The following is a 13,674-nucleotide window of genomic DNA, read 5'->3' on the forward strand; positions in this document are numbered from 1 at the left end:
GCTTACTTCAATACACTAGGGTATTATAACATTTATGAAAGTTTTAGTTATGGATGATGAAGAAAAAGTTTGTTCTTTAGTTTGTGCATTAATATTATGGGATGAGTTAGGTCTAGAATTAGTAGGTACTGCTGGTGATGGATTAGAAGGTTTAAATTTAATTCAAAAAACAAATCCTGATATTTTAATTACAGATATAAGAATGCCTTCTTTAGATGGGTTAGAATTAATTGAAAGAGCAAAAAAAATAAATCCAAATTTACAAGTTATAATTATAAGCGGATATAGACAATTTGATTATGCAAAGAAAGCTATAAAATTTGGTGTTTCAGATTATTTATTAAAACCTATAAAACAAAATGAATTATTAACTGCCTTAGAGAAAATGATTGCAAATTATAATGAGAAAAAAGATTATAAAAATTATTTATCAAATAAGGATGATTTAAGATCTTATTACTTATTAAACTATTTTGAAAATAAAGCTGATAAAGAAAAAGTTAGTGAGTTATTTAATTTTAGTAATTTTATTAACTTATCTTTAATCTCTGTAGATGGAGAGTTTTACCAATATGATTTGAAAGCTAAAGAGGCTATAAAGACTAAGTTAAAAACTTTCTTTTTTACTTATTTGAATGATGTATCTGATTGGGAGTTAGTTTTTTCTGATAAATATCATGGATATATTCTTTTTATAACATTTGATGAAAATCAATATGATATTATTATAAAAAATATCAAGAAAGCTTTTAAGGAAGTTGTTATAAATTTTTCTTCTCTATTTTCAAATATTGAATTAACTCTTTCTCAAGGGAGCCATATATCAGATTTTGATAAAGTCTTTAAAGAACTTGAGAGAATAATTAATTTAAGTTACACCAGAATTAATAATAATTGTGATAACTATATTGATGAATTTCAAATTCCTCTTACTTTTGATAGTGATGAAATTGATTCTTTTATTTTGAAAATAAACTCATTATATGCTAATGAAAAGTTAAATATGGATGATTTTAATTTATTAATTAATAATTTATATATGCTTGATGAAAACATGTTCTTCTTAACTATAGAAGCAATAGTAAATAGATTATTTGTAATTTTTAAGAATCAAGTGAATAAAGAAGATGTTGAAAAATTGTCCTTTGATAGAATCTATTATTTAAATTCAAAAAATAAAATAATTTCTTTCTTTAAAGAAAAGTTATTATTAATTTATAATTTATTATTAGAAAAAAGAAATAATGATAGCGCAAAACCTATTAAAGATGCACAAAATTATATTGAAAAACACTATTGGGACAATCAATTGTCTTTAGATACTCTTTCTGAGTTAGTTCATTTATCTCCAACATATTTTAGTTCCTTATTTAAAAAAGAGACAAATAAAGGTTTTGCAGAATATCTAAGGGAAGTAAGAATTAATAAAGCAACACAAATTTTAATTAATACATCTTTGCCTATCAAAGAAGTTTCAAAGCAAGTTGGTTATCAAGATTCAAGACATTTTACTAAATGTTTTAAGAATCAACTAGGTATTAAACCGCAGGATTATAGGAAACTTTATGGCTAAAATTAAATGGCTTAGAGAACCTAAATATATTGAGACTAGAGTTATTGTTTTATTCTTTTCTAGTTTAACCTTAATTTTATTAACTTTTTTTATTGTATTTTTATCTCACTTTGGAAGGATAAAAAGCCCATACTGGTTTTTTTTACCTTTAACATTATTAGTGATTTTTTATATTTATGGCTATTCAAAAATTTATAAACCATATAGGAAATTCATACACTTAATGCAACTATTTAATTCGGGACAAACTTATTCTCATTTTAGTGATTTAAAAAATCCATTAAGTAAAGAATTTGAGGATATGGATAAGAGATTAGCTCAAATATTAGATAGTGATATATTAATGAGTGTTAGTAAAAGACAAGCTCAATATTTAGCTCTACAAAATCAAATTAATCCGCATTTTTTATATAATACTTTAGAAGGAATTAGATCTGAGGCTTTAATTGAGGGTAATAAATCAATTAGTTCAATGTGTGAAGCCCTAGCTACATTTTTTAGATATACCATTAGTCATGTTCAAAATTTAGTACCTTTATCACAAGAGTTGGAAAATACTAAAAATTATTTTTATATTCAACAATATAGATTTGGTGAAAGACTTACTATGAATATTAATTTTAGTGATAATTGTGAAGAAGAAGCATTAAGAATTAGAATTCCTAAATTAACTTTACAGCCTATTGTTGAAAATGCGATTGTTCATGGACTAGAGTGTAAGAATGAAAAAGGTATTTTAAATATTAATATTGATTTATTTAATTCAAGGCTATTAATTAATGTTAAAGACAATGGTGTTGGAATGCCAGAAGAACAATTAAAGAAACTTCAGGATGCTCTTTTAAAAGAGAGTTCAGATCAATTACATAGTAATTCTTATCAAGGTGGTATTGCTCTTATAAATGTAAATAACAGAATAAAATTATTGTTTGGTGAAAGATATGGTCTTGAAGTTACTAGTTGTTTAAATTTAGGTACGGATGTAACAATCAGTCTTCCAATTGAATATAAAGCTGATTAGGAGGGGTATAAATGAAAACAGAAATTCTATGTTTAGAAAAAGTTTCATATCCTCCTTTTTTAGATGATATCAATTTATATATTTCTAAAGGTGAAATTATTGGTTTAATTCCTATAAACATTTTAGGCGTCGATGAACTTGTTGAATTAATAAGTAATGGTCTTTCTTTGCATTATGGGTATGTTTCTTATAATGGAAAGATTGTAAATGATTATTTAGATCCAAACCCAGGTAAAAATAATGTTGTAATAATAGATAAAGATACTACATTAATAGATTCCTTAACTGTTTATGAAAATTTATTTGTACTGAGAAAAAGATTTTCACAGCATATAATAAATAAAAAAATGCTATTTGAACAAACTCAAAGATTATTGAACAAAGTTAGTGCAAAATTTAATCCTGATGATTTTGTAAGTGATTTAGATATATATGATAAAGTTGTTATTGAATTAATCAAGGCTCAAATTAATGGCTCAAGTTTAGTGATATTAAAAGATATCTCAAGTTTTATACACGAAAGAGATATAGTCCAATTACATAGTTTAATAAAAGAATTAAGTGAAATGGGTATGTCATTTTTATATATTTGTAATCATCATCAAGAGGCTTTTCTTATTAGTGATAGGTGTTATCTAATGAAAGAAGGTCATATGGTGAAAAATTTATTACCTTATGAGATGAGTGATGAGGTAATGGAACATTACAGTTATGTTTTTAAAAAAAGTTTATCTAAAGAAGAGAGAAAAGAATTATATGAAAATGAGAATACTGATGATAGTAATATTATTTTTTCTGTTAAAGATTTAAATTTTGAAAATCTCACTAATATTAATTTCGATTTGCATAAAGGAGAAACAATAGTATTACTCGATAGTGATAATTCTGTTATTGATAGTTTTTCTAAGCTGCTTAAAGGAGAGGAAAATCCACAAAGTGGTAAATTATTATTAAATGGCTCAAAGATAAAAAATGGAGATAGAAGATTATCTTTTGTAGATAAGAAACCTTTAAAATCAAATCTATTTTATTCTTTATCAGTAATGGATAATATTCTTTTTTGCGCTGATCATAAATTAAAGAACTTGTGGCTTAAACATAATATTGAAAAATCTTTAGCAAAGTCTTTAGAAAAAGATATTGGTTCAATTGTATATGAGAAGGATTTATTATCACTTAATGAAACCGAATTATTTAAAGTTTTACATCAAAAAATATTATTCCAAAATCCTGATTTATTAGTATTAGTTCAACCCTTTTCTTTCTTAGATTTATATCAGAGAATTAGAAATATTGAATATTTTGATAAGCTCAAAAAGAGAGGTGTTTCTATCCTAATTTTGGCTTTATCTCTTTCAGATACACTTCAAGTTGCAGACAAATTATTCTTAGCTGCAGAAGGTAAAATTATTAACTCATATTCTCGTAAAGATTTCGATTCTTTATCATTTTTACATGGATCAATGTTGATAAAATAATGTAAATCATAAAAATACCCCACCTTTTCACAAATTTACAACTCTTTTCAACTCATAATTCTCATGAGAGGATTAGATTGTCAAAAGGAGTTAATAACCTATGAGTAATGAATATATTGTAGAAATGAAGCATATTTCTAAATCTTTTCCAGGTGTAAAAGCTTTAGATGATGTTTCTTTTCATCTAAAAAGTGGGCAAGTAATGGCTCTCTTAGGTGAAAATGGTGCTGGAAAATCTACTTTAATGAAAATTTTATCTGGAGTATATACAAGAGATGAAGGTGAATTAACTATTTTTGGTGAAACTATTGAGGGGCATTTAACTCCAAAAAGCGCACAAGAAAAAGGTGTTGCTATTATTCACCAAGAATTGAATATGTGTTCACATTTAACTGTTGCAGAGAATATTTTTTTAGGAAAAGAACTCCATAGTAAAGGTTTATTAAAAGACAAAGAAATGATTAGTCGCTCTAGAGAAGTTTTAGAGAGATTACAAATTGATATTTCTCCAACCTCAGTTGTTGGTTCTTTAGGTGTTGGGCAACAACAAATGGTTGAAATTGCAAAAGCTTTAGAGTCTAATGCAAAAGTTCTAATTATGGATGAACCAACAAGTGCTTTAACTACAAAAGAAATAGAAGACTTATTTAGAATAATAAAAGAAGTAAAAGCTAATGGATGTGGAGTTGTTTATATCTCTCATAGATTAGAAGAATTACAACACATCGTAGATGCAGTTACTATCATGCGTGATGGTAAATATATTACTGAAGGGGCTTTTAAAGACTTTACAATGAAGCAAATTATTGCAAATATGGTAGGTCGTGAAATTAAGGAACAATTCCCTAGAGTTGAAAGCCATAAAGGAAAAGAACTCTTTAGTGTAAAAAATCTTAATGCTGGTAAAATGGTCCGTAATGTAAGCTTTGAAGCTTATGAAGGAGAAATCCTTGGAATTGCCGGCTTAATGGGTGCCGGTAGAACAGAAACTACTCGTGCGATTTTTGGTGTAGATCCAAAAGAAAGTGGTGAGGTTTTTGTTCAAGGTGAAAAAGTAGATATTAAATGCCCAATGGATGCAATTAGATGTGGTATCGTATTGGCTCCTGAAGACAGAAAAAAAGATGGGCTTTGTACAAAATTATCTGTTAGAGAAAATATAGCATTAGCTAATTTAGATGAATTATGTTCAAAGGCTGGCATTGTAAATCGTAAAAGAGAAAAAGTAATTGTTAAAAAAGCAATTAACGATTTAAAGATAAAATTGCCTAATGGGGAAGTAAATGCGGCTAGCCTTTCAGGTGGTAACCAACAAAAAGTTGTTGTAGCAAAATGGCTTGCTAGAAATAGTAAAGTTGTTATTTTTGATGAACCAACTAGGGGAATTGATGTTGCAGCCAAAGTAGAAATTTATAATATTATGAACACTTTAAAAAATAGTGGTATAGCTGTTATTTTCGTTTCAAGTGAAATGCCAGAAGTATTAGGTATTTCAGATAGAATTGTAGTTATGTGTGATGGAAGGGTTACAGGTTCCTTGATTACGCAAGATACAAACCAAGAAGAAATATTATCATACGCAACAAAATTTGAGAAAAAGATTGACTAAGAGGTAAAAAATAATGAATCAAAAGATAGAAAGTCCTTATAAAAGATTATTAGCTATAAGGGGAATGGGGCAAGTATTAACAGTAACTATAGGTTTAATAATTCTTTGTATTGTATTTGGATTAATGAATCCTATGTTCTTTTCATCAAGAAACGTATCTAACTTGCTTAGACAAATTGCACCAATTTTGTTAATTGGTATTGGTCAATCTTATGTTTTGTTAATAGGACAAATTGACTTAAGTATTGGTTCTGTTGTTGGTATGAGTTGTATGATCAGTGCAACACTGATGACTAGAGGTGTAAATCCTTTACTTGCAGTAATCATCACTATTATTTGTGCATTAATGGTAGGTTTTGTTAATGGATTTTTAGTAGCATGGTGTAAACTTCCTTCCTTTATTGGAACTCTTGGAACAATGACAATTGCAAGAGGTATAGCACAAATTGCAAACCACAACTACAACACAGATTCAATTGGTGAAGCAGCAGAGACCTTTAGAAACTTTTTCTATTATGGAAAAAGCTTAGGTTTATATAATACGATTTGGATTGCTCTAGTATTATGGCTAATTTTTAATTTTGTATTAACTAGAACTCGTACAGGTCGTCATATCTATGCCGTTGGATCAAATGTTGAAGCTGCAAGATTATCTGGTGTTTCTGTTTTAAGTACAACAATAAAAGCATATTTAGTTTCTTCATTTGTTTGTTGTGTAGTTGGTTTAATTACAACAGCAACTAGTGGTATGGGAACAATGGATGCTGGTATGTCTTATGAATTATATGCTGTTGCAGCATCAGTTATTGGTGGTGTTTCTACTTTAGGTGGACAAGGACTCCTCTTTGGAACAGTTATTGGTGCTTCAATTTGGGGCGTTTTACAAAACGGTCTTCAATTTGCAGGTGCTCCAATCGCAATTAGAAATATTGTTATTGGTATTATCGTAGTGGTTTCAGTACTACTTGACGTTATTGTTAGAAGCAATAAGGGCAAGAGTTGGAAAATATTAAAAAAATAAAAGCGTTAAGCTTATAATAAAAGGAGAATAGTATGAAAAAAGCGTTATTAATCGTTACTCTTTCAATTTTCGCTGTAGTTGGTTTATTTGCACAAGGTCAAAATGAATCATCAAATAAAAAGGTTTATTTAATTACAATGGACCAGATGGATCAACATTGGCAAAATGTTAATGCAGGTTGTGAAAAAGCTGTAGCAGAATTTGGTGGAATTGATTATAAATGGTTAGCTCCAGATATCAAAGACGATAACAAACAAATCGAATCAATTAACAATGCTGTAGCAGGTGGCGCAGATGTTATTTTATTAGCAGCTAATGGTCCTGATGCTGTAACTTCAGCATTAAAAGAAGCTACTTCAGCTGGTGTAAAAATCATTTATGTTGATAGTGCTGCTGATTATCCTGGTGAACAAACTTTAGCAACAGATAATAAAGCTGCTGGTACAACTGCTGGTGAACAAATGCTTGATGCTTTAAAAGCTAATGGTGTAACTTCAGGTCCAATTGGTATTATTAACGTTAATGCTGCAACAGCATCTACAGTTGATAGAGAAGCTGGTTTCAGAGCTGCTTTTGCTGGATCTAACTATACAATCTTAGAAACACAATATTGTAATGGTGATGCAGCTGTAGCAAAAGATATGAGCGCAAACTTTATTACACAAGGTGTTGTAGGTTTATTCGGAGCAAACGAAGGTTCAACAGTTGGTGTTGGTAATGCAATTCAAGAAGCTGGTAATGCAGTAGTTGGTGTTGGATTTGATAAATCTGATATGATTCTATCATTAATTGATAAAGGATATATCCTTTGTACAATGGCTCAAAATCCTGACGTAATGGGTTACGAAGGTATAAAGACTGCTATTAAAGTACTTAATGGTGAAACAATTGCTAATAAATATGTTGATACAGGTGTATCAGTAATTAAGAAATAATTCTAATAGAGGCACCTAGAAAAAAGGTGCCTCATTTTTTCAATTATATTAATTATTTTAAGAAAAATAAAATCGACATTTTGAGGAAAGTATGAACTATTATATTGGAGTAGATGTTGGTGGAACTAAAATAGCGATAGTTTTATCAAATGATGATTGTGAAATAATATATAAAGAAAAGTTTTTTACAAAAGAAATTTTTGAAGATAATTTTAAAATAATTGCAGATATAATCGAAAAAATACAAAAAGAATTTAAAGTCAGTATTTCATCAATTGGAATTAGTGCTGGTGGTCCTTTAGATAGTGAAAAAGGGATTTTTATATCACCAACTCATCTTCCTTCTTGGCATGGAGTAAATATAAAAAAACTTTTTGAATCTAAATTTCATATTCCAACCTTTTTAGAAAATGATGCAAATGCTTGTGCTTTAGCTGAGTATTATCATGGTAACGGTAGAGGAAGTAAAAATTTCGCATTTTTAACTTTTGGTACTGGTTTAGGTGCGGGGTTAATTTTTGATGGCAAGTTGTATAAAGGATCCAATGATCAAGCCGGAGAAATAGGGCATGTAAGAATTGCTGAAGATGGACCTTTTTGTTATGGGAAATTTGGATCTGTTGAAAGTTATTGCTGTGGTGCAGGAATTTCTATGCTTCATAAAAAATTATTTAATGAAGATTTAAGTGCAAAAGAAATTTTTGATAAAGCAGAGAAAGAATCAGATATTAAAGCTATAAAAACTGTAAAAATTAGTTCTCAGAAATTAGGTTTAACTCTTTCAATTTTAATAGATTTATTAGCCTTAGATTGTATTGTAATTGGTAGTATTTATTCTAGAAGTAAAGAGATTATTGATAAGTACATGATGAGTGTAATTCAAGAAGAAATCCTTCCTATTAATAGAGATTTATGCAAAATAAAAACAGCATTCTTACAAGAAAATTTAGGCGATTATGCCGCTATTACAGTAGCACAAAGAGGTTTAAAAAAAAGTGAATAAACATATTGAAACTTTAATAGAACGATATCCTAGTTTAGAAAATTCTAAAGCAGCTATTTTAGAAAGTTTTGAGATAATTAATAATGCTGCAATGAATCATAATAAGATTTTAGTTTGTGGTAATGGTGGTAGTAGTGCAGATAGTGATCATATAGTTGGGGAATTAATGAAGTCTTTTGTTAAGAAGAGACCTATATCTAATTCTATTAAAGAAAAAATAGATTTGATAGCTCCAAATGATTCTGATATGATTAATAATAGTCTTGAAGATGCAATCCCTGCTATTAATTTGTCACAACATAGTGCATTAAATACAGCTTTTTCAAATGATGTAAATCCTAATTTAATATTTGCACAACAAATTATTGGTTATGGAAACAAAGATGATATTTTAATTTGTATTTCTTCCTCTGGCTCTTCAAAGAATGTGGTTTTTGCAAGCATTGTTGCAAAAGCTAAAAATATGAAAGTTATTGGTTTAACTGGAGAAAGAGAAGGTAAAGTTGATAAATATTGTGATGTTGTAATTAAAGTTCCTGAAGTTGAAACCTATAAGGTTCAGGAATTGCATTTACCCATTTATCATACTCTATGTTTGATGATTGAAGATTCAATTTGGCCTTAAAAGCTATTTATTAATTAAACAGCTTTTAAGACATAGAATTAAATAAAGGAAATACCATTTTTCATAGAGCTTATATTAAAGTATTTACAAATACTTTGACTCATATCAGAAAAACTATTTCTTATTCCAAGGTTATTAGTTGTTTTTCCTTTTTCATACCATAGTATAGGAACATATTCTCTTGTGTGATCACTTCCTTTGAATGTTGGATCACATCCGTGATCTCCTACTATAATTAATAAATCATTTTCTTTAATATTGTTTATGATTTGTCCAATTGCAATATCAATATTATTTACTTCTTTACCATACCCTAAAACATCTCTTCTATGACCAAAAATCATATCAGTATCTACTAAATTAACAAAAATTAATTCAGGAGTTTCATTAATTTCTTTTGATAACTCTATCATTCTTTTTATGCAATCTTTATTCCCTGAATCATGATAGGATTGATTTATTCCTGATTCATTAAATATTGGTCCAATTTTACCAACTGCAACAGTATTAATTTTCTTTTCTTGAAGATGATCTAATAAACTTTTTTCAGGTAGAGCAATACTAAAATCATGTCTATCTTTTGTTCTTATATAGGTATTTCCTTCTTTAATAAAAGGTCTTGCAATAACTCTTCCTATATTGTATTTATCACAAAGCTCTCTAGCAACTTCGCAAATATCATATAATTTTTTTAAAGGAATAATTGCGGTATTTGCTGCTATTTGAAAAACAGAATCAGCAGAGGTATAACATATTGGAAATCCTGTCTTATCATGTTCTGCTCCTAATTCTTGAATTATTTTTGTCCCGGATGCAGCTTTGTTTCCTAAAATCCCTTTTATTTGGGTTCTTTTACAGAGTTCATTAATTAACTCTTTGGGAAAAGATGGGTAGGTCTGTGGAAAAACTGTAAAGGGTTTTTCTAATATGATTCCTGCCATTTCCCAATGTCCTGTTGTAGTATCTTTGCCTGGTGACTTTTCAGCCATTATTCCATAACTTGCAATAGGCTTATCTACTTTTTCACATCCTTTAAGTTCTTCATTAATTAAAAGGGAGGCATTTCCTAATCCTAATTTTTTTAAGTTAATCCAATTAACTTTTGTGTTTTCGCAGATATGTTTTATGGTATTTGCTCCAGAATCATTATAAGTTTTTGCATCAGGAAGAGCCCCAATCCCAAAACTATCAATTACAACTATTATTGCTTTTTTCATTTATTTCTCCAATATTTATGTAGTGTGTCTCAATTAATTAAAACAACTGCAAATAAAATTGCAGTTGATTATTGTTAATAAAATTTTTATTTCACGCTTCCCATTGTTAAGCCTCTTACAAGATGCTTTTGAGAAAGTAAACCAAATACTATTAATGGTAAAACCGTGATTATTCCAGCAGCACTCATAGTGCCCCAATCAATTGATTTTTCGCTTACAAATGAATTAACTAAAACCGGTAATGTTTGAGTATTTTTTCCACTTAATATTAGGGCAAAAAAGAATTCATTCCAAACTAATAAGGAAGAAAGTACTGCGGTTGCGGCAAGTCCTGGTGCAGCAAGAGGTAATACAATTTTTCTTAATGCATAAGATCTATTACAACCATCAATCATTGCTGATTCTTCAAGTGATGATGGAATATCTAAAAAGAAACCTCTCATCATCCATATTACAAATGGTAATGATAAAAATATTCCCATAATAACTAATGCAATATATGTGTCAGAAATATTTAATTTTACTGCAATCAAAAAGAATGGTACGACTAATACTACTGGTGGAGTCATTCTAGCTAATAAAATAAATAACAAAATTTTAGGGCTATTTTTTATTTTGAATCTTGCTAAAGCATAAGCTGTAGGGGTCCCAATAATTAAGCCAGCAATTACTGAAAGTACAGTAACAATACAACTATTAAAAAAACTTTTTAACAAAACTTTGTTAGAAAAGAAAGTAGCATAATTATCTAAAGTTGGTATAAATCCAAACCAATTAGGTGAAAATTGTGCACTTTTTGGTTTAAATGAAACTAAACCAATCCATGAAATAGGATATAGTGTCCATATTAGTAAGAGTATTACTACTATGAAATAAATAATTTTTTGTTTTGTATTATTTTTTTTATTTATCATGAATCTACTCCTACTTTATTTAAATAAGTAATAGTTAATCCTAATGCTAATAGCATAGTTATTATTCCCACAGTCCCAGCTAATCCCATTGAGTAAGATTGAAAAGCTAATCTATAACCATAGTATGATATTATTTCAGAAGAGGATCCTGGGCCCCCACCAGTCATTATACTAATTGTATCAAAAACTCTTAGTGCTGTTAGTGTTCGCATAACTAGTGCTACCAATATTGATGATTTTAATAAAGGTAAGGTAATATGCCTAAATTTTTGCCATGCTGTTGCACCATCTACTTCAGCTGCTTCAAAAGGAGAAGTTGGCAATGATTTCATCCCTGCTAGTAATACTAAAACTACAAATGGTGTAAATTGCCAAACATCAACAATAATTAACATCAGCATTACTGTTTTTGAATTTGCCAGTAGTGGGGTTTCAACAATTGAACCTAGACCAATATTTGTAAGTAATTTTGGAATTGGCCCAAAAGTATTGTTTAAAAGAAATTTCCAAGTAAATCCAACAACAATTGGAGCCATCATAAAAGGAATTAAACAAATTGATTGTATTAATGAGTGTCCAAAATAACCCCAATTTAATACTGTTGAAATAAGGAGCCCTAATATCATTTCAATAATTACTGCAAAAACTAAAAATAATAGAGTTCTAGCCAAAACCTCATAGGTGAATGGATCTGTTAATACGGTAATATAGTTTTTTAATCCAACAAATTTTATTCCTAATTCAGGTCTAATTAAAGTCCATTTCACAAAAGTTATGCCTATTGCATAACATAAAGGAATGACGAAAATTATTCCAAGAACAATAAGTCCAGGTGATAGATATAAAAGATCTTCTCTTTTATTTTGTAATCTATTTTTTTTCATATAATCTCCATAACCTAGAGAAGCCTTACATATTATATATAGAGGGCTTCTCTAGTATTCCTTTCTTAGTAGTATCCGTTCTCTTGTAATAAATCTTTAGTTGATTTTGCTGCTTCAGATAATAATTCTTGAGCTGATCCATTACCTGAAATATATTCAGATACCATTGGAGCTATGAATCCATTAACAATAGACATTCCTTCTGGAATTAGAGGTACCATTGGGGTTGGGATACAAGTATCTAAAGCTTCTTGAAATTGAGGTATCCAAGGTAATTCTTCAATTAATTGAGTATTATTCATAGCACTTAATCTTGTTGGGATAGTTCCAAGATGAGCGGTTTGTGCTAAAGCATCAGTAGATGTTGCATATTTTATCCATTCGAGTGCTTTATCTTTTTGTTTACAAGTATCGGAAACTGCAAAACCCCAAGAGATAAATAATCTAGGTCTTTTCTCATTAATAGCATTTTCAGGTTTTGGGAAGCCCACAAATGATGCTTTGCCTACAACTTTTGAGCTTTCAGGATCATCAACATGGAACATCGCTGTAGTCCATAATTCTGCCATTGCACTTTTACCCATTTTGAATTCAGTCAAAGCTTCTTGGAAATCATATGAGTAAGAAGAAGGACTTGAGTAATTAAAGAAATCTTTTACTTGTTCTAAACTTTCTACACCAATTTCATTGTTAAAAATTGGTTCATAATTTTCATCAAGAAGATTTCCACCATTGGCCCATAATCTATTCATAAAATGTGTTGCTAAAAAGATACTTCTTTTTCCCATTAAGGTAACTCCATATAATTCTGGAGGTCTAGTAAAGAATTCTGCAATATCTTTATATTGTTCTAATGTTTTTGGAGGTGTTAATTCGTAGCCATATTTTTCTTTGAAGTTTTTCTTTTCTGTTTCATCTTCAAATAAATCTTTTCTATAAACTATTCCTCCGACTTCATTCATATAAGGTATAAAATAATAATTCCCATTTATCTTAGCACTTTGTAAACCTGGCATATCTTCAGGTAAAGTAGAATCATTTTCTATAAATTCATTTAGAGGTTGAATATATCCAGCGTTTGCTAAAGTTGGGTACCAAAGTAGAGAAATATAAGGAACATCATATTCTCCTTGATTTCCTGTATAACTAAGCATTAGTTGATCAAAATAGTTTGCATATGGATGTTGAGTTATTTCTAAATCGATTCCTGTTTCAGCTTCAAATGGAGCCATTTCTGTTTTCCAAGCTTCTGTGTGAGTTCCTCTTTCACTAACTAATTGTAATGGTTCAATTTCTTTATTTTCATTAGTACCATTAGCAATAAGTGATAAGATAGGAATTGTTGATAAAATTAAAATTGAAAATATATTTTTTGTTATTTGTTTATAATTCAT

12 protein-coding genes are annotated in these 13,674 nt (G+C 29.0%); 8 read left to right on the forward strand and 4 right to left on the reverse strand.

Annotated features, from left to right (window positions below):
• Positions 1–34 precede the first annotated feature (34 nt).
• From ACZ5RS_RS04780 to ACZ5RS_RS04815, 8 genes are all read left to right on the forward strand, one after another.
• The gene (locus ACZ5RS_RS04780; protein ID WP_464637992.1) at positions 35–1,573 is read left to right on the forward strand and encodes a response regulator transcription factor; all 1,539 of its coding nucleotides are present in this window, start codon (positions 35–37) and stop codon (positions 1,571–1,573) included.
• Complete coding sequence (locus ACZ5RS_RS04785) at positions 1,566–2,594, forward strand: sensor histidine kinase (RefSeq protein ID WP_464637994.1); 1,029 nt, start codon at positions 1,566–1,568, stop codon at positions 2,592–2,594. The genes ACZ5RS_RS04780 and ACZ5RS_RS04785 overlap by 8 nt, the downstream gene beginning before the upstream one ends.
• Before the next feature lie 11 nt (positions 2,595–2,605).
• Positions 2,606–4,072: a sugar ABC transporter ATP-binding protein gene (locus tag ACZ5RS_RS04790; RefSeq protein WP_464637996.1), complete on the forward strand. Its 1,467-nt coding sequence runs from the start codon at positions 2,606–2,608 to the stop codon at positions 4,070–4,072.
• Positions 4,073–4,172: 100 nt separating this feature from the next.
• The gene (locus tag ACZ5RS_RS04795) at positions 4,173–5,681 is read left to right on the forward strand and encodes a sugar ABC transporter ATP-binding protein (protein ID WP_464637998.1); all 1,509 of its coding nucleotides are present in this window, start codon (positions 4,173–4,175) and stop codon (positions 5,679–5,681) included.
• A gap of 13 nt (positions 5,682–5,694) precedes the next feature.
• The gene (locus ACZ5RS_RS04800) at positions 5,695–6,702 is read left to right on the forward strand and encodes an ABC transporter permease (protein ID WP_464638000.1); all 1,008 of its coding nucleotides are present in this window, start codon (positions 5,695–5,697) and stop codon (positions 6,700–6,702) included.
• A 32-nt stretch (positions 6,703–6,734) separates the two neighbouring features.
• On the forward strand, positions 6,735–7,637 hold the full coding sequence (locus ACZ5RS_RS04805) for a substrate-binding domain-containing protein (RefSeq protein ID WP_464638003.1): 903 nt from the start codon (positions 6,735–6,737) through the stop codon (positions 7,635–7,637).
• A gap of 91 nt (positions 7,638–7,728) precedes the next feature.
• A complete protein-coding gene (locus tag ACZ5RS_RS04810; RefSeq protein WP_464638005.1) occupies positions 7,729–8,640 on the forward strand; it encodes an ROK family protein in 912 nt (303 codons plus the stop codon).
• Positions 8,633–9,265 carry a D-sedoheptulose-7-phosphate isomerase gene (locus ACZ5RS_RS04815; RefSeq protein ID WP_464638007.1) on the forward strand — a complete coding sequence of 211 codons (633 nt, stop codon included), beginning with the start codon at positions 8,633–8,635 and terminating at the stop codon, positions 9,263–9,265. The genes ACZ5RS_RS04810 and ACZ5RS_RS04815 overlap by 8 nt, the downstream gene beginning before the upstream one ends.
• Positions 9,266–9,303: 38 nt before the next feature.
• Here ACZ5RS_RS04815 and ACZ5RS_RS04820 read toward each other — a convergent pair whose 3' ends face one another.
• The 4 genes from ACZ5RS_RS04820 to ACZ5RS_RS04835 form a co-directional block, all read right to left on the reverse strand.
• The gene (locus ACZ5RS_RS04820; protein WP_464638009.1) at positions 9,304–10,482 is read right to left on the reverse strand and encodes a phosphopentomutase; all 1,179 of its coding nucleotides are present in this window, start codon (positions 10,480–10,482) and stop codon (positions 9,304–9,306) included.
• 86 nt (positions 10,483–10,568) lie between these two features.
• Positions 10,569–11,396, reverse strand: a complete 828-nt coding sequence (locus tag ACZ5RS_RS04825) for a carbohydrate ABC transporter permease (RefSeq protein WP_464638011.1) — start codon at positions 11,394–11,396, stop codon at positions 10,569–10,571.
• Positions 11,393–12,280 (reverse strand): carbohydrate ABC transporter permease, encoded by an 888-nt coding sequence (locus tag ACZ5RS_RS04830; protein ID WP_464638013.1) that lies wholly within the window; start codon positions 12,278–12,280, stop codon positions 11,393–11,395. Before ACZ5RS_RS04830 ends, ACZ5RS_RS04825 begins: the two co-directional genes overlap by 4 nt.
• Positions 12,281–12,345: 65 nt before the next feature.
• A complete protein-coding gene (locus ACZ5RS_RS04835) occupies positions 12,346–13,674 on the reverse strand; it encodes an ABC transporter substrate-binding protein (RefSeq protein WP_464638015.1) in 1,329 nt (442 codons plus the stop codon).

The organism is Pleomorphochaeta caudata, assembly GCF_055395745.1.

Bases quoted from the DNA above. Each gene is read 5' to 3' on its own strand.
- ACZ5RS_RS04780 (WP_464637992.1), top strand. From the start codon at position 35: ATGAAAGTTTTAGTTATGGATGATGAAGAAAAAGTTTGTTCTTTAGTT.
- ACZ5RS_RS04785 (WP_464637994.1), top strand. From the start codon at position 1,566: ATGGCTAAAATTAAATGGCTTAGAGAACCTAAATATATTGAGACTAGA.
- ACZ5RS_RS04790 (WP_464637996.1), top strand. From the start codon at position 2,606: ATGAAAACAGAAATTCTATGTTTAGAAAAAGTTTCATATCCTCCTTTT.
- ACZ5RS_RS04795 (WP_464637998.1), top strand. From the start codon at position 4,173: ATGAGTAATGAATATATTGTAGAAATGAAGCATATTTCTAAATCTTTT.
- ACZ5RS_RS04800 (WP_464638000.1), top strand. From the start codon at position 5,695: ATGAATCAAAAGATAGAAAGTCCTTATAAAAGATTATTAGCTATAAGG.
- ACZ5RS_RS04805 (WP_464638003.1), top strand. From the start codon at position 6,735: ATGAAAAAAGCGTTATTAATCGTTACTCTTTCAATTTTCGCTGTAGTT.
- ACZ5RS_RS04810 (WP_464638005.1), top strand. From the start codon at position 7,729: ATGAACTATTATATTGGAGTAGATGTTGGTGGAACTAAAATAGCGATA.
- ACZ5RS_RS04820 (WP_464638009.1), bottom strand. From the start codon at position 10,482: ATGAAAAAAGCAATAATAGTTGTAATTGATAGTTTTGGGATTGGGGCT.
- ACZ5RS_RS04825 (WP_464638011.1), bottom strand. From the start codon at position 11,396: ATGATAAATAAAAAAAATAATACAAAACAAAAAATTATTTATTTCATA.
- ACZ5RS_RS04830 (WP_464638013.1), bottom strand. From the start codon at position 12,280: ATGAAAAAAAATAGATTACAAAATAAAAGAGAAGATCTTTTATATCTA.
- ACZ5RS_RS04835 (WP_464638015.1), bottom strand. From the start codon at position 13,674: ATGAATTATAAACAAATAACAAAAAATATATTTTCAATTTTAATTTTA.